The organism is Neorhizobium sp. DAR64872/K0K18, assembly GCF_050500175.1.
GTDB lineage: Bacteria > Pseudomonadota > Alphaproteobacteria > Rhizobiales > Rhizobiaceae > Neorhizobium > Neorhizobium soli.
On sequence record NZ_CP191448.1, the window covers coordinates 120514 to 141116 of the forward strand.

A 20603-nucleotide genomic window follows, 5' to 3' on the forward strand; every position below is an offset into this window, starting at 1 on the left:
AACCGCAAAAGAAAAAGGCCCCCAAACGTCGCCGTCGTGGAAGCCCTTCTCATATGTGTCGCAACTAGAGAATCGCATTTCCCCGAATCCCAGTCAAGAGTCTTTGGCGCTGTTTTGGCGAGCGGATTTCTTTTGCCTTTGTGAGGGCTGAAGAGATGCAAACAGGAAGTGTAACGACGCCCTTTGGGCGGCGACCGATGACGCTTGCTCTGGTGAAACGGCAAATCGCTGTCTCCGAGATCAAGTCGGGTAAGAGCGCTGATAAATGGATGATCTTTCGAGATGTCAAAGAAGCGCGCGAGCTCTTTAAGCTGCCTCCTTATTCGATAGCGGTCCTTGATGCGTTGCTGACGTTCTATCCGGAAAAGGAATTGCGCCAGGACGCGCAGCTGGTGGTATTTCCCTCCAACGCGCAGTTGATGCTACGCGCCAATGGAATGTCCGGAGCAACCCTTCGGCGGCATCTAGCGATCCTTGTCGATGCAGGGATGATTGTCCGCAAGGATAGCCCCAATGGCAAACGATACGCTCGAAAAGATGGGGCAGGGGAGATCGAACGCGCATTCGGATTTGATCTTTCTCCGCTTTTGGCTCGATCCGAGGAGTTCGCGTTGGCCGCTCAACAGGTGGCGACCGATCGCCGCGAATTCCTCAAGGCCAAGGAGAGCCTTACCCTGTGCCGGCGGGACGTTCGAAAGGTTATCAGCGCCGCGATTGAGGAGGGGGCTGAAGGCGACTGGGAGGCGATAGAGGCTGTCTACGTCGACATCGTCCGACGGATTCCCCGCACCCCGTCAGCTTCCGACCTAGCGAAAATCCTTGACGAGATGCAGCTTCTTTACGACGAGGTCATCAACCGGCTGGATTTGATAAGCAATTCAGAAGATATAAGCACCAATGGTGCTCAGACAGAGCGCCACATACAGAATTCAAAACCCGAATCCATCATTGAACTTGAACCTAGCTCCGGAAACGAGCAGGGCGCGAAGCCGAGTGAAATCAGTCGACCGAAGAGGGAGCCGATAAAGGCGTTCCCACTTGGTATGGTGTTGAGGGCTTGCCCGCAGATAAGCGATTACGGGCCGGGCGGCCAGATCGCAACTTGGCGAGAGCTGATGTCAGCCGCTGTTGTCGTTCGTTCGATGCTCGGCGTCAGCCCGAGCGCCTATCAGACCGCCTGCGAAACCCTCGGACCCGAGAATGCGGCCGCTGTCATGGCCTGCATTCTGGAGCGGGGGGGCCAGATCAACTCTGCAGGCGGTTACCTGCGTGATCTGACGCAACGGGCCGAGAAGGGTGAGTTTTCGCTAGGTCCGATGCTGATGGCCTTGATGCGCGCCAATACTGGGAATGATCGACAGGCGGGATGAGATGGTGATGTTCGGCGCTGTCTCCGTCTCACGCAACGCCGGCGAGGAAGCTGTCTTGCAAGACGTATGGCTGCGCCTGGCGTTGGGTGGCCGATGCTATCGACCGAGGAAGACCCCGCTAGCCGCCTTACTTCTTGTCTCTCTCCGGGCGCTCTTCAGGTGTCATGCGCGCGATAATTCCGATAAGATTTCTCACGGCTTCGTGCGGTAGACTCCGTGTAAGGTGCGAGAGCTCAAGGTGATCTTTCGCTTCTTCCGGCGTACGTCCGTAAAGATGAGGTGCAGCTGCAAAAAGCATGTCGATCGGCTGGAAGCCAAGAAGTTCACATAAATGGATCATCCGCGTGACTGTCATCCTCGAAAACGCGCGCTCATAGCGACCGTACACGGCTGTCGAGAGCCCGACCATCGAAGCAAATTCTTCTCTGGTGAGCTTTTCGTCTTCGCGAGCCTTGCGCAGAAACGCGGCAAGTTTCTCGTCCATTTCCTTGAAACTCACGATACCTTCGAAGCCTGGGCGGCGGTAAAGCGGCCGGTCTACTTCGTCATCAGTGGTCTCAACGAGGCCCTTCGAACTCTTGTATTTGATTAGGTCTCGCTTTTCCGACATCACCCTCAGCCTCAATCCGCTTTTCAAGCGGTATTATGTACCAAGCTGAACCAACTTGGCACCAGTCTGTTCCTATGAATCACCAAACGGTCTTTCTACCAATTTGGGGATAAGGTGTACAATCGGCGGCAAGTTGTAAACTTAGCCAAATTGGCGAACTCAGTGTTGGTGTATTTATCGCGTCGATCATAGCGATATAGCGCGTGTTTAAGAATATCCACCTATTTGGTTCTGATCGAAACTAGAGCTAAAGTGTCATCTTTCCGCTCGAAGACTCCTTCCAACATGGTATCTTCTTTGATCCAACCCAGTTTCGCAGTCATCTCACATGCGAGAGCGTTTCGAGCTATACCAATACAGCGATTAACGCGAACTGAGGACTGGGGGCCGTAGTTTTCTATATCCCATTTGGATAAGGTAAACAGTTGCTCCTTGGCCGCTTGGTCAGTCGGCCAGTCGCCCTTATCGGTTACATCCGTCCTGTTCACTGTTCGCGCCAGAAGGGAATGTTTCAGCGCGGGTAGGTCTATACCGACCAATACCGCCTGCGGCGCGAGGATAACTCCGAGCACTCCACCTAACGCAACGCCAAGAAGGAATTTGGGGTCTAGGATCAATACCCGTTGTCCCGCAAGTATTGGTCTATGGCCGTCTTGATGATGACCGTCATTTTAATTTCGTTCTCAACCGCGGCTCGAGCGAGCCGTTGCTTGGTCTCGAAGTCGAGAGGGCAGTTTACGAAGTGCTTGCTTTCTCTCGCCTTGGTCTGTTTCAGGTCCTGTAAGCGCAGTCTCGACGCTTCTTGGCGAAGAGCTCGTGTTGTGGTTCGCTCCCGCCGAACATCCTCGTCGGCCGAAATCAGCTTCCCGCTTTGTTGGTTCGGGCCGACGTCGGCTTGAGGATTGGTCGCACCCGCATCTATGTCCGTCGGCTGCATGTTGGCTGCCTTGTCGGGGACCACGACTTCAGGAGTGGCCGGAGCTGCCTTGGAGGACACAGACTGGCCGACTTGTGGCTCCTGACGCGGTTTGCGAGGCGCAACCGCAAAATCTGTCACGCTGGTGTCGCGTTTAACCATAGCATTAACCCCTTGCGGTCGTCTGGAGGTAGCTTTCAACTTCGTGCTTGAATGCTAGAGCTTCTGCACGGGCCTTTTTCACGGGATCGGTTAGCTCAAGCATCTGGAGGGTTCCATAGCCGGTTCGGATCTCTCGATACGGGTTCCGTTCAACAAGTTCGGTTTCGAGCAGGTGCGAATTATAGCCGCCCTCTTGAAGGTTGGCGACAAACGGACGAATTAAACGATACTCTTCAAGGGCGCGGTTCGGCATGCTTATCCGCGTCCGGTATATGAGGTGTGGGATCTGCCGCCCTAACTGATCACTCATGTCGGCAACATCGCTCGCTGCTTGGCCAGCAGCCACGATTTCGTCCTGGGCTGGTTGGATCGGCGTTACTACCAGCTGGGAACCTGCAATAATCGTGTCTCTTGTAACGGTATCCTGGCCGGGAGAATCCATGATCACAATGTCATAATCTGCAGCGTCCTGTTCGAGGACTTGCCTAATGCCAGCACCTTGGGCTGCAGTCACAAGCGCTATGCCGTCCGGCTGGCAGTCTTTGTCAATTGAGCGTTGGAACCAAGTCGAGAGGTTTTGCCGACCATCCGCATCGATGAGCAGCACGCTTTTGCCTTCGAGAGCAAACTCTCCTGCTAGAAGAATGACAGCAGTCGTTTTTCCTGCACCACCTTTCCCGCTTACTGCGGACATGCAAATTGTCATAGTTGCTCCTTTGCTCTCCCAAAAATTTTGTCCGGCCTCTTGGTGGGTCAAGCGCATCCGTGTGGCGTCATCGTTCCGATGTTCCAACGGCAGGCCCGCACTCAGCATCCTCGTTGTCGTCAAGATCTTTACAACGATACAAAACACGATGTGGCGACCTGAAACCATGTCGCGGCACGCCCACACAATGCCAACGTATGGTCTGTTCACAGGCTCAGTCAATACGCTTGTTACGATGTGGGCAATGCCACGACCACATGATGTAGTCGTGTGAAGTGTTTTGAACGTGCTTTCTGGTCATGTTGATGGAGAAAACGGACAATCCACATTTAGAAACCACACTACTTATCGTGTGGTTTTGTCGTGTGACACCTTCGAGTGGTGAACCCCGGAGCCGCGTGAAGGCCGACTTTGGTAGGCGAACGGAAGCCGCAAGGGCGTAGAGCGGACTTCCCTTGCGGGTGAGTACGGCTGCCATACCAAGGGCTTCTTAGCGGTTTTGGCGGTGAACCCTGGTGAGCGTTTCAATGCTTTGAAGCCGATGCGCAAGCGTCGGTATCAGTGGGACGTAGTCAGGAGGGGGTTATAAATTTTTAAACTTGAAGGTGGCAGGATACGCAAAAATGTTTTACATTTTGATCGCTGCTATCGAGGGACAGGCCCTCGATGCCTTCGCGTTGCTCTGGAAAGGCCTTCGGCTAATGAGTGAAAACAGTTTGGTGACGTCTGTGGCCAAGTCCCGGAAAGCCCGGCTTGTGAACGTGCGCCTTACTGATGCCGAACATGGAAAGATCGAAGAGGCGGCCAAAGCGGCTGATATGAGCGTTTCGGCATTCTTCCGTTCGCTGCTGCTGGAGGGTGCAGGTGTGCGGCCGATTTTGACGCGTGACGACCGGCTTATTATGGCGGCATTGCTGGAAGATATGCGCAAGATCGGAGTGAACTTGAACCAGGTCGCGCGAGCCCTGAACAGCGGGAAGGCTGTTCATCCGAGCGAGCTGGATATCAACCTTGCTAACGTTCAGTCGATTCAGGCCGCTGTCATGCTTGAACTCCGATCGCTTTCAAGACGTGCTGGCTATCAGCGGCGTGGGGAGGAGTAGGTGGAGTTCTTTTTCGGAGCGTTCACGAGCGAATGGGAGCAGAAGCGCGCAGCGCTTTTGCATGAGATGTCACTTGGAGGAAAGGCGGAGCAATCCGAGGAAAATCTCTTCAAGTACGTTCATCAGATCAAGGAGGTTAAACGCGGGGGAGGCGGACCCAAGGTGAAACCTATCCGGATGCCTCGCATGCAGTTTCCCCGGATCTCGATGCCTTCTGGTATCGCGGCGGATTCAAGCCGCCCGATGGAGGCGCGTCTTACTAGCGTCGCGAAGGGTAGCCAGCCAGCTGTTGTGAAAATGGCCTCCTATGGCGGCGGCGCACGCGTGGGGTCGATGCTCAACTACGTCTCGCGTGGCGGAGAGTTGAAGGTAGAGAATGAAAACGGCGAGAAACTTGAAGACCGTGAAGATCTTGCTCGTATTCGGGGCGACTGGAACCATCTCTTTCAGAACCGGACCGAGAGCCGTGATATCGGAAGCTTCTCGGTTGAGGTCGCGGCTAGTGCGGATGGAGAGGATTTGCACGGGCGGGTGCGAGATATCCTGTCGAGCGGTTTTGGCGACCGCCGGTATGCTTATGCCGTCGCAGAGCGCGGTGATGGCTCATTGACGATTGATGGTCTTGTCGTTTTACGCAGCGGGCAGGGTGAGAGGCTTACAGCCGACGCCAAGGCCGCCGGGATCGTACAGCAACGTTTTGACGCTAGCACTGTCGCAGGTCAGGGCGCTGCAAGGTTTTCCTTCGGCGGCTATGGAAACGGTGTCGAATACGGCACCACGAAGGTTCGTGAGCTGATTGAGGACAGTGCTGAGGTTCGGGACGATCGCGGTCGCTTAATAGCAGACGGTAAGGCGGCCGGGGACCTCGTTCAAAAAGAATGGCGCGAAGAGCTTCATAGCCGCAAAAGCCGTGATTTGATGCATGTCATTATGTCGGCCCGTGCCGGAACCGATGCGGGAGCCTTTGAAGGCGCTGTTCGAGATTTCCTCGCTGACCAGTTTGCTGGACATCGGCACGTCTTTGCGATGCACGATCCAGAAACCGACACCAAGGAAGCAGGGGAGGGGGGCAAGCGTCCGCATGTCCATGCTCATGCTATCGTCACGATGCGATCAGAAGCCGGGGACCGCATCGAGACAACGCCGGCAACCTTCCGCCAATGGCGTGAAGTGATGGCGGAGAAGGCGCGCGATCACGGCATCAATATGGAAATGACGGATCGACGGGAGTTCGCCTCAGCGCCTGCCTACACCCGTAATCAGGTTCGCGCTGTAAACCGCGACGGTAGGACCGAGCATGTTGGAACAAGTGAACCTGCCCAGGCTCGCTACGATGCAAAGCGATCCGGTCGACGCACCTTGGCGTCAAGTGATCGTAGTCGGCAGTACACGGTCAAGGCTCAGGAGACCTGGCAGAAAATAGCTGCGGTTTCCGGTGATAGGCGGACTGTAGCATTTGCAGCTGAACATCGAGATGTCATTGAGACAGGACTCAAAGAGCTCGATTCCGCAAACAGTTCAACAGTCGTTCACTCGGATTTCGGCGGCGATTTCCGTACAAATATGATAACATTGCAGAAGATGCTTTTGGAGGCAGAGGACATGCGCGAGCAGACACGCCAGGAGTTTGAATCATACGAAAAGACTGTCGAAACGGCTCTGTTCAGACTTGAACGAAGTGCTGGACCCGACGACAGGGCTGGTTTCGATGAGGTTGCCACTACGGCCCGTGAAATTGTGGATCTCCGCCGCGAAATGCTGGAGCTCACCGAGCGCGTTGGCGACAGACAGATTGGCGACGAGGCCGATCGGGAACCACTTGCTGACGCCATGGAGCAGCGTGTGGGAGCGGATGAACGTAGTGGGGCCGTCGCCGCTGACGCTGTTCGCGATGACGCCGTACGCCTCGCCAACGAGGCTGACGAGGTCAGCAAGAAGTGGGATGAGGCTGTTGCCAAGCATGGCGAAGCAGTTGTTGAGGCTGGCAATGATGCGATGATCGATGTCGAACATTTTAGAGAAGGTATCGCGCTGGTACAGTCGGGCGAGTTTTCTGAAGAAGACCTCGAAATGTACGAGACCGGGCTCAGGTCAGCGCTTCGGCGTGCCGCCGAGCTCGCCGCCGACGGAAATGCCTACCTTCGCGACGTTGCTGTTGAGGATCCCGAGCTTCGCAGCGAAGTCGAGAAAATCGACCGCGAAGACGGTCGGACAGACGAAAGCACGACCAACAAAACCGCATCCACGTCGGATGTTCCTGACGATCGTCAGCGCGACCTTCAGCTTGATGCGGAAGAGGAGCGGGGCCAATTGCCAAACGAGCGCGAGACGCACGAGCTGGCCGACACAATCGAGGCTACAAACAGGCAACAAGATCGTGTAAAACAGGAGCGTGAGGCTGGACAGAAAGCAGGAGAAACTACGCGAACTGACCCTGCGCAGCAGCACGTGCCTCGTCTTGAAGAACTTGAGCGGGAGCAAAACGAACAGAGGGACCGCGATCGAGACGATCGTGAGCGGTGATAGGCCATGACAAACCGATACGTAATCCAGACTGAGAACAGAAAATCGGACGAAGCCGTAGGAAAAGGCATAGTCGCGATCTTTGGCTTTGTTGCTGCTCTTGCTGCTATCGGCTTTGCGTATCAGACAGTCGTCGGATGGTATGACGCGACCGCGATCTGGCGTGGAGACATTGGCCAGTATCTCGCTAGCTTTTGGCCATTTTAGGCCTTCTACCCGAGCAAGTAGATTCTTACCGGCCCTAGCGCGAAACTCTTAGCGCCGTTTCATATTCAAGCTGTCTCTGGATCTGGAACGGTCGCAGCGAACACGTCCATGATATTCTTTCGCTTAGTCGGATTCTTTCCGACGCTATTTTTCTCGACCTGCTCGCGAAGCCTCTTTGTTGCAAGGGAATGCAGTGCTTCAATCTCGTCTCGCCGTGCGATGTCATCCGACGCTGCGCTACTGCGCTTCCGTGGGGCTTTAGGTCCGGCTGCGGGTTTGGAGTTGGCTTTCGAGGTCAATGCTGCTGGATTGACGATACGCTTCGCTGGAATGGCGGCCGGCGCTGTTACTTCAGCGGGTTTTAGCGACTCCGTTGCAGGAATCTGCTTTTCCGGCTCTTTTTGAGCGGGACCGGCTTCCGGCATGTTCGTTTGGACTGCAGCCGAAGGCTCAGCTACCGGGGCTGTGTTTCCAGCATTCTCATATTCTGCAGTCGTCGCCGGGACCGGCTTCGATAGAAGGTACTCGATATCCGGGACACTTGGGATGTGAGCCTGGGCATAGGCCTCAGCTGCCTTGAACGGCTGGGTATTAAAGAACCGAAGCTTTTCAGCAAAAATTGGACGCTGGCCCTCTACCAACAGGATCATTCTGTTTTCTGGCATTTGCCGGACTTCCTGAGACATCATGAGGTCCCGCTCCCGAATTTGCTCGACCTTCGTCCGCCGTGGAAGTCCCATGATCTCGATTGTGCGAGACTCCGATGAGTAGCGAATGGTCCTCTTGCCGAGAGCTCGTGACGCATAGTCGGCCGTCGCTTGATCATTTGCACCAAGGATCAACTGGTAGCCGCAATTCCCCAAGAGCGAGTGCCGCGAGGTCTCTCCATATATCTCATCTAGGTTTTTCAGGTCCTGAATAATGAATGCGAGCTTGATCTTGTAACCGGCCACGTAGGGCAGCTTCGTCATGATCTCGTCCATGCGTTTCAGCTGGCGAAATTCATCGAGCAGGAAATAGACAGGAAGGGAATTTGGATCGTGCTCAAGCGTGAGAATATCCATAACCTGTTGGACAAACAGGGTCAGCAAGGGCCTGAGAAGCGTGATGTCAGTGATGTTCGGAGCGAGGTAGATTGTTATAGGCCGCCGCTTCATGGATCGAAGGTCCATGTCCGTGAAGTTTGTTGCGGCAACAACCCGTTCGTTCTTGAAAGGTCGCATAGCCTTCTGGATATCCAGAAGGGCTGATGCAGCGGCTCGATCAGACAGGGAAAGATATGAGTTGAAGCTCTCGACGGTAAATTTCGAGAGGTAGGGCTCTTTCTCCTTGATATGCTTCATCAAGGCCTGGAGGTCTACGCCGCTGTTGAAGAACGAGTTGATTTCGCCCAGATTGCGGCGGTCCCGGTAGAAGGGGCTTTCGAGAATGTAGCTTATCGCGCCGGCGAGGACCTGCTGCGCGGTGGCCTGCCATACCGAATTCTCAGACTCCGTGTTCTCCGGAACAAGAATGCTGGCAATGTTCTGAATGTCGGTGGTTCGATTGCCCCGTTCCGGTCGCACAAAATCCAGCGGATTATAGCTGTTCGTGCGCTCGGAGCCCGGTGCAAAAATGAAAACCTGGCTGCCATTCTTCTTCCGATAGCCGGCCGTCGCCTTGAAGACCTCTCCCTTTAGGTCGGTAACAATCATCGAGCCTTCATGCATGAGAGCATTCGGAATGACGTAACCGGCACCTTTACCGGACCTTGTCGGCCCGATGATCAGGTGATGGCGATCGTCCTGCGCCCGGAGGAACTTGCTTCCAAAACGACCGAAAATATGCCCCTTCTTGCCGAACCATTTCCCCGTCCGCAAACCCGCGATGTCCTGAAAAGCGGCGTCCCCTAACGGGCTCGTGACCGGTCTAAGGCCGAGATAGGCAGTAATTGCGGCGATCACGAACGCAGGCACCAACGACCCCAGGGCGACCTTCTGCAGGGTAGGATTATCGCTGTAAGCCCAGAACTGTTGGATTGGCGCGAAAGGATTGCTTCGTATCGTTGTATCGAGGATTCTGCCGTCGCCGTAAAACAGGTGGAGGCCAGCGCCATATCCAAGCATCCAGGCCGCAAAGGCAACCGCGAGGCAAAACGCTAGATAGACGGCTTTGAAGCCCTTCGTCATGCTTCATCTCTTGCAAAGAAAATCTCCGAAACGCCGCGCTTGCCTCCTTCGCGGCGGAGCTGGATGACGATCGGGATCACCATTTGAATGTAGGACATTAAGTCCTGCTTCGAGTAGCCCGCCGACATGCCGGATTGCTGCATCATCATGGCAAGTTGCTCATATGCCCCCATAGGGGTGTCCGCATGAACTGTGGACATGCTACCCGGATGACCGGTGTTGATGGCGCGCAGGAAAGAGAAAGCTTCAGCGCCTCTGATCTCGCCCACGAAAAGGCGGTCAGGACGCATGCGCAATGCCGACTCGAGCAGGTTTTGAATGGTCACATTGGACGTGCCTTGCCCTCCTTTGGAAGCAACCAAGTGGACTGCGTTTTTCTGTGGCGGAAAAAGTTCCCGCGTGTCTTCGAGCGTCAAGATGCGCTCGTTCAGGTCAACTGAATTGAGGCAGGCATTTAAGAATGTCGTTTTGCCCGAGGACGTGCCGCCGCTGATAAGGATCGAAACCCGCTTCGTGATTGCAGTATGGATGAAGTCGTAGATCTTTTCTTCGCGCAGATATCGAATGAGCTCGCGATCGACGTCGCTCAATCCCCCCACGGCAACCGACACCTTATCCAGCGATCCGTTGTCCCTGTAATCTTCCAGAGAGAAATTCTGGACGACCTGCTTTCGGATGGTAATGGATCCTCCGTCAGGAGCCGCGGGCGGTAAAACGACCTGAATGCGCTCACCAGTGGGCAGCGCCGCGCTTAGGATTGGATTGGCCTGGTTCAAGAACTGCTTTGTTGAGGCGGCGACGCGTTCTCCGATGTTCTCTATCTCTTGCGCGGTCAGAACATCGATAAGATGATGCTCCATATGGTCCGCGCCAAACCGTTCCACGTAAACGTGGCCCGGCTTGTTGATCGCGATTTCGACAACCTTTGGATCATCAAGAAATGGCCTGATGGGCTCCAACGAACGGGTCAGGAAATAGTAGGGATCATGAACCAGTGGGTTACCTGCCGGAGCGTTCACGTTTGATCTCCTTCATCGCTTCTGTAACCGGATCGTCGTACATGTCGCTGAAATCGAGGTCTTGGCGCACGAAGATGAAGATGCGTTCGCCCTGTGGGACGCTGATCGTCGGGGGGATGCGAAGATTTTCCGAAAGCACGGTGTTTGCCATGTCGCTAAACGTCTGTGCGATCGTCTCGCGAGCGAGATCCGCCCTACGCTGCGCATCGTCATTGTTGGATCCTGAACTCTGTTCGCTTCCATATCCCGTCAGATAGCTTGCGCCGCCACCAACGATCGAAAGAAGGATGGAAGCGCCGAAACGCTCCCGGAACTTGTTATCAACGTGACCTGTCAATCCTGATCGACCGAGGCTATCCGCTCCGATTGAGTTTAGCCTCACGCTGGCACCATCGTCACGGATCAGGCGTGTCCAGACGACGAAGATACGCTTCTGTCCACGCGTAACCTCCGACTGGTATTCGCCAATCAGGCGGGTGCCTGTCGGGATGATCACGCGCCGGCCGTCAAACGAGTAGACATCCTGAGATGTGATGGCGCGGATCTGCCCGGGAAGATCACTCACGATGGCTGTTTCCAGAATGCCTGGAATAAGCGTGCCTTCGGGCACTAAGGCGTCGAGGCGCTTCAGTTGTCTGGCCTTGGCGCTGCGATCTCCTATCGCGCTTGCGGACGAGAGATACTGGCTATTCTTGTCCTCGCCGGCAACCGTCAACGGCGGGCCGCTGGCCGACCCGTCCAGCGAACCGTTCCCGTTGCCTCCCAAATTCTGATCCATAGTGATGAGCTTTGACTTGAAGCGCTCGGGAAACTCCTCCACTTTGGGTACTTCCACGGTCGGAGGCGGAGCCACTGGCGGTGGCGGCACGTTGAACGTTGTCGTGTCGGCTGGCGGCTCGGGTGGCGGCGGAGGCGGTGGAGGTGGCGGTAAGACGACGACCGGCTGTTCCGGGGCAGGTTGCGGCTCACCATCGCGCACGAAGCCAGGCGGCCGGAACGTCGTGGTGCGAAACTCTTCATCTGACTGGGAATTATCTCGCGGCTCATCTTTCGAGGTCGCAAGGACCATGTATGCGGCGATAACGCCGAAAATCACCAGAGCAGCCATTCCGGCCGTCTGATTCCGTTTCGCGTTCTTGTTGCTGACATCCGTTTCGTCAGCCTGCGCCATAGCTTCAAGTTCGGGGCTGCGCTTCATTAGTTGCCGCTCCTTCTGCGCTTGCTTGCGTCCGGATCAGGTTTTGGAGCCATGATGTCAGGGTCAGGAGCTGCAAAATCGGGCTTGCGTAGATTGAAAATGCACGTCCATTGGTTCCCGTCTCGCAGCGTGTATTGCGTCGCCGTGCCATCAACGACGATGTATTCGCCCTCTTTTCTGAAATTCCGAAGGGTCTCAGAGAAGTCGGACTGAACCGCAAAAATCGCTGGTACGCGCCCTTTGAACTTAAAGAACGTCTTTTTCCCGTCATCGAAGACCATAGACGGCTTCAAAGCGGCATCACCCGAAAATGAGTAGTCGATATTTACATTGGCCTTGTCGATATTGCTTACGTTCGGATTCGCGGCTCGAAACTCCGCCTCTTTCCGCAGAGATGCGTTCAAGTCCTTCTCGGGGTACACAAACCGGATCCCGAAGACCTTACGTTCGTCTGTCGGCGCGTAGTCATTCAATTCGAGGAAATAGATCCGCTTAGATGTCACGACATTCATGTTCGTAGAAACACCCTTCGCAATAGGTTTTACGAAGAGGATGTTCCCTTTTTCAGACGGCGCGACCTGCCAACTGTCTGTATCGCCAAGAGAGATTGTCTCGAACTTTTCATCTTCATCGAAGATGATCATCGTTGAGATGCCGTAGGTCGCGGAGACCTTCACCACGTTGTTTGGCTGGTAAACAACGCTTGTAACGCGTGAATCCAAAGTGCCAGGACGAGGCTGCTGTGCGCCAAAGGCGTGAGTTATCGTTGCGGCCATGAAGGCCGCTGAAACAAGTAGTCTGACTCTCATCCTGCTGCTCCCGGCGTAACCGTTTCCTGATCGCGACGGTAGTTGTACACCTGGAAACCAAGGGGGTTCTCAAACCTCCAATCATTTCGCTCTGGTGTGTCCGTGTAACGGAATCTGACAACAGAGATGTAGTGCCGGGTGATATTGTCACTCTCAGAACTTTCTGTTGTCGAGAAGCGAACTAGCGCGGTGCTTGCGTTCGAGAACGTGACCGACTTTACGTCAACGGTGATTTTCTTGTTTCTGCCCAAACGCCTGCCCGGGTTGTTCGGATTAGCGGCGCTCCATTCGTCTTGGAGCTCCTTGGCCGCATCGGCCGTAGAAAGAAGCGCCGCAATTCCAAAGTTTTGCTGGATGGCAAACGGGTCATAGCCCTCGCGTGAGCGGATGTACCGGACAACATTGGCCTGAGTGACAGCCTGCTGGTCAGTGAGGTTTGCCGAGCGCGTGAGCCCGGTCTTGACCTCGATGTAACCTGTATTTTTATCGACCTCGACGATGTAGGGCTCGAACGTCTTGAGCGGAACCAACATCACCAGTGTCCCGAGCGACATAAGGGTGATGGCGCTCATTATCAGGGCGATAAACCAAGCGAATGTCCTTGAGCGATTTGCCTTTTTTACAATCTCCTGTTCCCACTTGTCGCCGTCTTGAAAATAGCTCCGGAGAGCTTCATTTGAATCTGCCATGGTCTAGCCCTTAAACCCCTCTGAACAGCCTGCGCTTAACGTGGCACGCTGTTACTGCTGATGCTTTTCTGCATCGCGTCCGCGCTTGCATTTCGAATATTTTCCCGCATTCCCGCATGGGTACGTTCCCTGGCAGCCATCCCGATCCGACCGGCCGCGCCGGAAACACTGCGCGCTCCTGTGAGTGCAGCAGCGGGGGCGCTGAAGCCAGTCAGGCCACCGACGGTTCGCGCCACTTGGCCGATCCCGGCTGCGACACCCCCCGTAATCCCCTGAGCAAGTGTCTGTATGTTGAAGAGCACAAAGGCGCCGGCGGCACACAAAAGGAGGAAAGCTGCAACATCATCGAGTTGAAGCCTGCGTTGGTCGGCCGCTGCAGCGACTTTCGTCAACTCTGGATCCATTGCGGAGATCAAGAACGCAGCCACCACGTAAACGAACAACGGAATAATCGCGTACATCAGCACACTTTGGAACCATGCCATTCCGTAGCTTCGCGTAGATTGAAACAACAAACATGCGATGAAAATGGGGGCTGTTCCTAGCAGCACCCACATCATGACCTTCGCAAGCAAAAGGATCGCAAGAGCGACGGCGATAAACACGCCGACGCCAAACATGATCAGAAAACCGACCATAGCCGGAAGAACAGAAAAATAGCCGGCCTGTTCAGCAAAGGCCCCCGCCGCCTTGTTGGCCGTTTCCCAGATCATCGAAAGGCCGTTTGTCGGCTCTGTGATACCTGTATTGCTGACCGCGAGAATTGCCCGTCCCACGTCTTCCGGTGTATCGCTCAGCCAGGCGTAGAAGAACGTGTTGAAGTTACCCCATGAGTTTATGAAAGCAACGATCAGCGTCATTCTGACTACGCGGCTGATCACCTCCCCAACGCTGACACGCGCAGTGCCCATGATCAGTTGAAGACCGTAGTAGGCGACGTAGGCAATCAGAAGCACGGTTAGAAGCGGCGTTACTTCGCTCGCAACAACCCCATAGGCGCTTTGCGTAAAGCTAGCGCCCGTCTGTTCGATCCGATCCAAAAGCCCACCGAGGAAATCCTCCATCGCCCAACATCCTTATTCAGTTGCTATTGTGCCGATGGCCGCCAGAGCGGCGGATGGTTCGCCATTGACGCTTGTCATTGGACCACAGTCGTGACGTGGATCCTCAGCATAAGACGTCATATTGGCGGGCCGTTTGCATGGTGCCGTTTTCTCTTTCGCGGCCGTCCCACAGCCGGCAAGCCCGGCTGTAAAGGTCGCGACTAGAAGCACCGTTCCCGCTATCTCGAATGCCTTAATCACCGTAGGTCATCGCCTTCTTCGAGTTCGACATATCGACAAGACGTTGCTGGTTTTGAGCATTGAGCGACTGGACTGTGCCATTCATGACGCCGATCATTTCGTTTAGCACCAGCCCGGATTGGACCTGAAGCTGCGTATTCTGATCGATCGAGCCCTTGATATCCTCAGCCTTGCCAATCTGCTGACCTGCTTGCTGGAAGGATTGGGTACGCTGTTGTACCGCTTGGTTTGAACCGGTCACCAAAGCCGCAACGCCGAGAACCGTGTTCATCACCTCCTCATAGGACTTGTCGCCTGAGAATGTGCTATCGGCCTTTCCCGACAGGTTTTTCACCAACTGCAGCCCGTTGATAAACGTGGAGGCGATTTTGCCGATATCGCCCCCCATGTTCCCGAAATTCGGTACGCCACCGCTCATCAAGCTGTCGAAGGACGGCATCTGGGAGACACTGAAGCCATTGCCGATAGCAAGGTTCTGCATAGGGCTTTGCACGCTTCCACGGTCACCCGTTACGGCTTTAAGTGTTTCTTCGACCGTCTTAAGAACCTCTTTGTTGGTATCGAGGATGTCGGTCGTTGTTTTCGATGTTTCCTGAGCAACCTTCAGGTTAGCATTGTCGATTGTGGGGACTTGAGCGTACGCTGTCGAAGCTAGAGCCAGCGAAAACGCCGTTGCGATCGTCTTTTTCATGGCAGTTCTCCTTTACGGTGTACTCAACATCAGTTTCATTTCGGACGCCCGTTCTCTCTTCTGGACGCAAGCTTGTTCCTTCTCGTTCCACTCCACGTTCAGCGCCGGGTCACAGAGCTTCACCGTTTCGGGGTCTTTATCGTCGTTTTTCTTCACCGAGCTCGTGCGAGACGAGCCGGATCTTTCACCGAGATCCAGCGCGTTCTTCGAGTTCATGAGTTCAGCCATTGTCGCTCCAAGACGAATGACCTGATTCATCATTTCGAGATTCGCGTTTCGCGCCCCTGAGTTCTGGTCCCAGCTGTCTTGTATCGTGCCCGTCTGCATCTGCCCGAGCTGCTGCAACCACGAACTGACATTGCCACTGCTTTCCGTGATGGACTGGCTCGTCGCCATAGCGTTCATCGAGCTGTCACGAGCACCCGAGAAGGCTGTGCTGCCTCCTCCATAGTTCATCGGAATGTTTGAGGTATCCGACCCGCCAAACTGCGGCATCCATTGTTTTGTGATGCTCGCGACATAGCCTTGGGTTTCTTTGAATGGTGGGATGCCGCCATACTTCTGCACGTTGCCAGGGCCAGCATTGTAAGCGGCCAGAGCGAGGTTGGTATTCCCGTTGAAACGCTTCAGCTGTTGCTTGAGATACCGCGCGCCGCCCCGAAGGTTGTCTTCAATGTTGTTTGGGTCAACGCCGAGGTCCTTTGCGGTTCCTGGCATAAGCTGCGATAGACCCGTCGCGCCTACCGGTGATTTTGCGCAGGGGTTGAAGCGGCTCTCTTGATAGACAAGAGACATGAACAGCGTTTCGTCTACGCCCTCTTCCTGGGCAACGCGCTTTACGAGGCCGACGATCTCCGGATTAGCTTGCGCGGCAGACGGCGCGTCGCCTCCCTTGCCTTTTTTGTACATCGAGCAAGTGACGCTGGTGCTGACAGTATGGCGTTTCTTGTCTGTTTCCTTGATGTCGTCGGTTGTTTTCTCCCTCACCGTGTCGTCCGCCGTTAGTGCGGCGTCGGTGATTGGAACCTGCGTAAAGGCTGCGCTTGGAGCGCCAATCGACATGGCTGTAGCAAGCAGCACCAGAGTGGGACTTTTCCTCATTCAGCATTCTCCCATCCGCAAAATTCAGCCAACCAGTTTTCCGGCTCGTCTCCATATTGTTCGCGGAGTGCGGCGCACTCCTCGATCGTCTCCTTGCGCCCCGACAGGACCTTGACGAGATCGGGCATGCTCGAAAGGTCGAGCCGGGCGATGACTGAGTCATTGCCGTGCTTGATCAGGAAGGTTCGCTTTTCGGGCGGGGTGTTCTTGATGAAGTTGTATTCCTTCACCGTGAGACCGAAGCGCTTGATGTAGCTCTCTTCGTCTGCACGCGGGTTCGGGAAATGAATGTTCGTGGAAGACTGCTCAATGAGCGTGTGAGAGACCTTCGACTTTGCAATGTCGGCGGCCGATTGAGTGCCAAAGCCCACGATGCCGTTGAGCTTACGAATGGTCTTCATTTTGTCGACAATGAACGCGCTGAAAGTTTCATCGAGGAGCAGCTGCCAGCCTTCGTCCATGAAGAACATGACCGGATTGCCATCCAGCAGTTCATCAAGCCGATGGTAGAGATACATGAGGGCGGGCGTCCGCAGTTCTTCGTTCCCAAGAATACTGGTCATGTCAAAGCCGAACACCGTCCGGCCAGAGAAGGACAGCACATCGTGTGGAGCGTTAAAGAGCCAAGCCTTTTCGCCCTCGGTCCAAGGACGAAGTCGAGAATAGAGGTCATTGGCATCAGCACGGGCACGGCCCATAAGCAGGTTGCCAAGGTTGGTGAGGTTTCGCTGTTGTGCCGGTTCTTCCATGAGGCGGACCACAGCGCGCTCTATGATATCTTCATCTTCCTGGGTGAAGTCGCGGCGATCACGTCCACCGAGCATCGCCTTGAGAAGGCGCTGAAGAAATTCTCTGTTTGGTCCCGTGTTCTCCAACTGGAGCGGATTGAATCCAGTTGGTGTACCCGGGGAAAGGATCTCGTAAGATCCGCCGATGGCTCGAACGAAGATTTCGGCTCCGCGGTCCTTATCAAAAAAGACGGCGCGGGGTGTTGGGGAAACTCGCATGGCCTGCGCGAGCAGGAAACTCAAACCGACAGTTTTACCCGAGCCGGTCGGTCCTGTGACGGTAAAATGCCCGATATCGCGGCGGTGGAAATTGAACCAGTAGGGCGTCTGCGATGTCGTCTCAAGGATCGTGATGGGAAGGCCCCAATGCGTACGTTCCGCCTGACCACTGGCGAAATTGTGCATTGATGACAGGCCCGAGAAGTTCGAGCTGGAGAGCATCGCCTTTCTAGCAATATAGGAATGGTTACCGGGCAACTGCGACCAAAACGCTGCCTCAAGATTGAGATCTTCACGCAGCCAGTTGATATTCATGTCCGTGAGGCATGCACCAAGTTCCGAAACGCAGCGGCTCAAGCCTTCGAGGTCCCGGGAAATGCAAAGTAGCGAAAAATGGTGGAAGCCAAACACGGCTTCCTGATTCAGCATACTGTCGAGAGCAAAATTGATGTCAGATTCTACAGACGTCCCAGCTTCATCCGAGGCACGGATTTGCCTCTGAAGGCGCGTTATGCGCTCCTGCGCAATTGGCTTGTCTGCAAGGGTAAACGACTGCGTCAGGATGAACTCATGGTTCACCTGTAACAGTCCGTCCAACATGCCTGGTCCAGTGAAAGGAGGGTATTCCTTGATGGACAGCAGTGCGCCATACCGCGAATCTTCGTCCACGGCGGCTTGCGCGTGAAAGGCGCGCTTGGCGAAGTGGAGACGAGATGTTCCAATGAAGTTGCGAATGCCCATGCGCGGCAGTCGCATCTTTCGAGACACACTCCCCGTGAGGATAGAATTGAAGAATTCGCAGGGCTCGGAATACGGTTCGCCCTTGGTCTCTTCCTCCTGCCCCTCGATCTTTGCAATATCATCGGACTTCTTCCGATAGGTTATGCCGAGCGAGCGGGCTCCATATTTACTCAGTTCACGGACGATATTCCCGATCAGTTCCTCTAGGTCCGTTACCTCTTCGCGCGTGGCTTGTGTTTTGGCGTCCTTGTTGGACTGCGTAAAAATCCGCTTGAGAGAGTCGCCAACACCAAGCGCGCCGCGCATGCCCGAACGGACAATCGTCAAGTAGATCTCGTTGGTGAACATGCGCTTCTTGCGAAGCTGACCCATGTATCGCGTATTCAGGATGTCGCAGAATGATTGATCAAACGTTCCGCCGATCTCGGTCTCGACCTCGCGACGGATCACGGTTGACCATAGGGAAAACCGGCTTGAGCCGAGCGCGCGTATCATCGTGTTCTGGACGACTGATCGCATATTCAATTCGGCCTGGTCTTCGGTCTGGAAAAACAAGCCGTCGAGCTTGATGACACTGGCGAGTGATCCATTCTCGAGACCTATCACCGTGTCCGAGACATGCCGCATGTAGGGAATATGAACGGACATAGGCCGCTCGTTTCCGGCGACCTTCCCAAATCCTAGCTCTTCTTTGACGACTTTCAGCATGATTATGGTCCGTACGAGTTGGTGCCCCAAAAGCGCTTATTGGGAGTGCGGGGAGTCTTGCGTGACGAAACCTGAAGCACGTCGAGAATTTTCGCGTCCCATGTGCAAAGCGAGAAAAGGACGAGATAGCCCACAGGCGCGAGCAGAAGTGCCGCGAGATGGTTCGACGCAAGCCATCCGATGATGGTGAGGCCGATGATCAGCACCACTGCCATGTATGGCACGCCCCATAGGGTTGGTGATCGGGTCAGACCGATCACCAAAGGCGTGAGCGCCGGCTTCTCATCCGAGAACTCGCTCAACTTACTGCCCGCCCACCGAAGAAATCATCTGATCAACAATGGCCGGAGCGCCGAAGACGAGGCCGATACCAATAACGACCGCGCCGGCTGTAAACCAAGACAAACGACCGGCAAATGCCATGAAGCCCAGGGCGATAACGGCAATGATCGCCAACAACCGGCCAAATGGGCCAGTGATGAAATCCACGATCATCTGCACGGCGGTCTGGATAGGGCCGAAAGCACCACTGCCTCCGCCGCCTGCCCCTTGGGCAAACGCTAACTCCGCGCCGACGATCTGCACCGCCGCGACCACGCCAAGAAGCGCGATCACCTTAACCGCTTGGGATTGACCCAACTTCACCTTTTTCATCTGACTCTCTCCTTAGAAGTGCATCACGCCACCGACAAACTTGCCGGTTCTCTCAACGGCAATTACCCCGCTACCGTTGGCCGTATTCGTCGCCGCTGCCTCACGGACGACATTTCCGGCCTTCCGCTTGCCCGCAGGCATCGGAAGACCAAGCTGAAAATTGAGGACTTTTGCTACGTACCCGACCGTCTCCTGAAAGGGCGGAACGCCGCCATATTCGTAGATCCGGTTCTCGCCGCTGTTGTATGCAGCGGCTACGAGCAGAGGATTTTGAAACTCATCGAGCAGAAACCGGAGATACTTGATGCCACCCTCGATGTTCTGTCGTGGATCGCAGATATCAACGACGCCGAACCTCGTTGCGGTATCGGGGATAAGCTGCATGGGGCCACGAGCTCCTTTGGGAGAGTTGCGAACCACGTCAAACCTGCTTTCGGCCCAAGTGATTGCCACAGCAAACCCCTCATCAACCTGATGGCGGCGCGCGGTCTCTACAACCAAAGCTTTGATCTCGTCCGGCGTCATCGGAGATGCGCCACACTCTTTTGCCCCCATTACGGGCGAAGCTAACACGTTTCCTGCGCCAATATGGCTAAGTGAACCGGTCGCGCGAGAAGCAGTCGGAGAGTCTACCGTTGATTCCGATGCATCCACATATGGGGAGTTTCCTGCGCCAATTTTGGTATTCGGCAAAGCCGCCGCTTCGGTCGTGTTTTTCTGCTGGTTCGCGCCCTTCACTACACCATCAGCGCCCAAGACAAATTCTTTAGCTGCAACAGGCTCACCGGCCCATCTTTCCGCGAAATTAGTCGCGAGTGACGGCGTTTCAGACGCTTCGGTTTCGTTGTACGCACTGGCTATCTGGTATTTCTTACAGCGTCTTGGGCATATGCGCAGTTGGCCGACCACAGCGTAAC

Annotated in this window: 19 protein-coding genes; 3 read left to right on the plus strand and 16 right to left on the minus strand. The window is 55.1% G+C overall.

Translation table 11 applies throughout. The features are described 5' to 3' along the window. Positions 1-155: 155 nt before the first annotated feature. Positions 156-1370 (plus strand): plasmid replication protein RepC, encoded by a 1215-nt coding sequence (repC, locus tag ACQY1P_RS23635; RefSeq protein WP_430256800.1) that lies wholly within the window; start codon positions 156-158, stop codon positions 1368-1370. 127 nt (positions 1371-1497) lie between these two features. Here repC and ACQY1P_RS23640 read toward each other — a convergent pair whose 3' ends face one another. The 3 genes from ACQY1P_RS23640 to ACQY1P_RS23650 form a co-directional block, all read right to left on the minus strand. Beyond that, on the minus strand, positions 1498-1980 hold the full coding sequence (locus ACQY1P_RS23640; protein ID WP_430256801.1) for a helix-turn-helix transcriptional regulator: 483 nt from the start codon (positions 1978-1980) through the stop codon (positions 1498-1500). Positions 1981-2593: 613 nt separating this feature from the next. Then, positions 2594-3058, minus strand: a complete 465-nt coding sequence (locus ACQY1P_RS23645) for a hypothetical protein (RefSeq protein ID WP_430256802.1) — start codon at positions 3056-3058, stop codon at positions 2594-2596. Positions 3059-3062: 4 nt separating this feature from the next. Then, complete coding sequence (locus ACQY1P_RS23650; protein WP_233741793.1) at positions 3063-3764, minus strand: ParA family protein; 702 nt, start codon at positions 3762-3764, stop codon at positions 3063-3065. Between the two features lie 701 nt (positions 3765-4465). On the opposite strand from ACQY1P_RS23650, the gene ACQY1P_RS23655 reads away from it, so the two are divergent. Next, a complete protein-coding gene (locus ACQY1P_RS23655; RefSeq protein WP_233741792.1) occupies positions 4466-4867 on the plus strand; it encodes a plasmid mobilization protein in 402 nt (133 codons plus the stop codon). After that, positions 4868-7390, plus strand: a complete 2523-nt coding sequence (locus tag ACQY1P_RS23660) for a conjugal transfer protein TraA (RefSeq protein WP_430256803.1) — start codon at positions 4868-4870, stop codon at positions 7388-7390. Between the two features lie 272 nt (positions 7391-7662). Here ACQY1P_RS23660 and ACQY1P_RS23665 read toward each other — a convergent pair whose 3' ends face one another. From ACQY1P_RS23665 to ACQY1P_RS23725, 13 genes are read right to left on the minus strand one after another with little or no spacing between them, the layout of a single operon-like run. Continuing rightward, positions 7663-9765 carry a type IV secretory system conjugative DNA transfer family protein gene (locus tag ACQY1P_RS23665; RefSeq protein ID WP_430256804.1) on the minus strand — a complete coding sequence of 701 codons (2103 nt, stop codon included), beginning with the start codon at positions 9763-9765 and terminating at the stop codon, positions 7663-7665. Further along, positions 9762-10784, minus strand: a complete 1023-nt coding sequence (gene virB11 / locus ACQY1P_RS23670; RefSeq protein WP_430256805.1) for a P-type DNA transfer ATPase VirB11 — start codon at positions 10782-10784, stop codon at positions 9762-9764. The genes ACQY1P_RS23665 and virB11 overlap by 4 nt, the downstream gene beginning before the upstream one ends. Then, entirely contained in the window at positions 10765-11982 is a 1218-nt protein-coding gene (gene virB10 / locus ACQY1P_RS23675) for a type IV secretion system protein VirB10 (RefSeq protein WP_430256806.1), read from the minus strand. Before virB10 ends, virB11 begins: the two co-directional genes overlap by 20 nt. Then, positions 11982-12791 carry a TrbG/VirB9 family P-type conjugative transfer protein gene (locus ACQY1P_RS23680; protein WP_430256807.1) on the minus strand — a complete coding sequence of 270 codons (810 nt, stop codon included), beginning with the start codon at positions 12789-12791 and terminating at the stop codon, positions 11982-11984. Before ACQY1P_RS23680 ends, virB10 begins: the two co-directional genes overlap by 1 nt. Next, on the minus strand, positions 12788-13480 hold the full coding sequence (locus ACQY1P_RS23685; RefSeq protein ID WP_012653017.1) for a virB8 family protein: 693 nt from the start codon (positions 13478-13480) through the stop codon (positions 12788-12790). Before ACQY1P_RS23685 ends, ACQY1P_RS23680 begins: the two co-directional genes overlap by 4 nt. A gap of 35 nt (positions 13481-13515) precedes the next feature. Next, positions 13516-14544 carry a type IV secretion system protein gene (locus ACQY1P_RS23690; RefSeq protein WP_045232527.1) on the minus strand — a complete coding sequence of 343 codons (1029 nt, stop codon included), beginning with the start codon at positions 14542-14544 and terminating at the stop codon, positions 13516-13518. 12 nt (positions 14545-14556) lie between these two features. Further along, positions 14557-14784, minus strand: coding sequence for a hypothetical protein (locus tag ACQY1P_RS23695; RefSeq protein ID WP_012653019.1), 228 nt, complete (start codon positions 14782-14784; stop codon positions 14557-14559). Further along, positions 14777-15475 (minus strand): type IV secretion system protein, encoded by a 699-nt coding sequence (locus tag ACQY1P_RS23700; RefSeq protein WP_012653020.1) that lies wholly within the window; start codon positions 15473-15475, stop codon positions 14777-14779. The genes ACQY1P_RS23695 and ACQY1P_RS23700 overlap by 8 nt, the downstream gene beginning before the upstream one ends. Before the next feature lie 12 nt (positions 15476-15487). Further along, positions 15488-16576 (minus strand): lytic transglycosylase domain-containing protein, encoded by a 1089-nt coding sequence (locus ACQY1P_RS23705; protein ID WP_430256808.1) that lies wholly within the window; start codon positions 16574-16576, stop codon positions 15488-15490. Next, entirely contained in the window at positions 16573-19032 is a 2460-nt protein-coding gene (locus ACQY1P_RS23710; RefSeq protein ID WP_430256809.1) for a VirB4 family type IV secretion/conjugal transfer ATPase, read from the minus strand. The genes ACQY1P_RS23705 and ACQY1P_RS23710 overlap by 4 nt, the downstream gene beginning before the upstream one ends. A 2-nt stretch (positions 19033-19034) precedes the next feature. Next, on the minus strand, positions 19035-19334 hold the full coding sequence (locus ACQY1P_RS23715) for a type IV secretion system protein VirB3 (protein WP_080517092.1): 300 nt from the start codon (positions 19332-19334) through the stop codon (positions 19035-19037). A gap of 1 nt (position 19335) precedes the next feature. Further along, entirely contained in the window at positions 19336-19686 is a 351-nt protein-coding gene (locus tag ACQY1P_RS23720; protein WP_153516901.1) for a TrbC/VirB2 family protein, read from the minus strand. Positions 19687-19698: 12 nt separating this feature from the next. Then, on the minus strand, positions 19699-20442 hold the full coding sequence (locus tag ACQY1P_RS23725; protein ID WP_430256810.1) for a lytic transglycosylase domain-containing protein: 744 nt from the start codon (positions 20440-20442) through the stop codon (positions 19699-19701). Positions 20443-20603 lie beyond the last annotated feature (161 nt).

Coding starts and splice junctions, on each gene's coding strand:
- ACQY1P_RS23680 (WP_430256807.1), bottom strand. CDS start 12,791: ATGAGAGTCAGACTACTTGTTTCAGCGGCCTTCATGGCCGCAACGATA.
- ACQY1P_RS23710 (WP_430256809.1), bottom strand. CDS start 19,032: ATGCTGAAAGTCGTCAAAGAAGAGCTAGGATTTGGGAAGGTCGCCGGA.
- ACQY1P_RS23705 (WP_430256808.1), bottom strand. CDS start 16,576: ATGAGGAAAAGTCCCACTCTGGTGCTGCTTGCTACAGCCATGTCGATT.
- ACQY1P_RS23685 (WP_012653017.1), bottom strand. CDS start 13,480: ATGGCAGATTCAAATGAAGCTCTCCGGAGCTATTTTCAAGACGGCGAC.
- virB10 (WP_430256806.1), bottom strand. CDS start 11,982: ATGAAGCGCAGCCCCGAACTTGAAGCTATGGCGCAGGCTGACGAAACG.
- repC (WP_430256800.1), top strand. CDS start 156: ATGCAAACAGGAAGTGTAACGACGCCCTTTGGGCGGCGACCGATGACG.
- ACQY1P_RS23665 (WP_430256804.1), bottom strand. CDS start 9,765: ATGACGAAGGGCTTCAAAGCCGTCTATCTAGCGTTTTGCCTCGCGGTT.
- ACQY1P_RS23650 (WP_233741793.1), bottom strand. CDS start 3,764: ATGACAATTTGCATGTCCGCAGTAAGCGGGAAAGGTGGTGCAGGAAAA.
- ACQY1P_RS23655 (WP_233741792.1), top strand. CDS start 4,466: ATGAGTGAAAACAGTTTGGTGACGTCTGTGGCCAAGTCCCGGAAAGCC.
- ACQY1P_RS23690 (WP_045232527.1), bottom strand. CDS start 14,544: ATGGAGGATTTCCTCGGTGGGCTTTTGGATCGGATCGAACAGACGGGC.
- ACQY1P_RS23700 (WP_012653020.1), bottom strand. CDS start 15,475: ATGAAAAAGACGATCGCAACGGCGTTTTCGCTGGCTCTAGCTTCGACA.
- ACQY1P_RS23720 (WP_153516901.1), bottom strand. CDS start 19,686: ATGAAAAAGGTGAAGTTGGGTCAATCCCAAGCGGTTAAGGTGATCGCG.
- ACQY1P_RS23645 (WP_430256802.1), bottom strand. CDS start 3,058: ATGGTTAAACGCGACACCAGCGTGACAGATTTTGCGGTTGCGCCTCGC.
- ACQY1P_RS23640 (WP_430256801.1), bottom strand. CDS start 1,980: ATGTCGGAAAAGCGAGACCTAATCAAATACAAGAGTTCGAAGGGCCTC.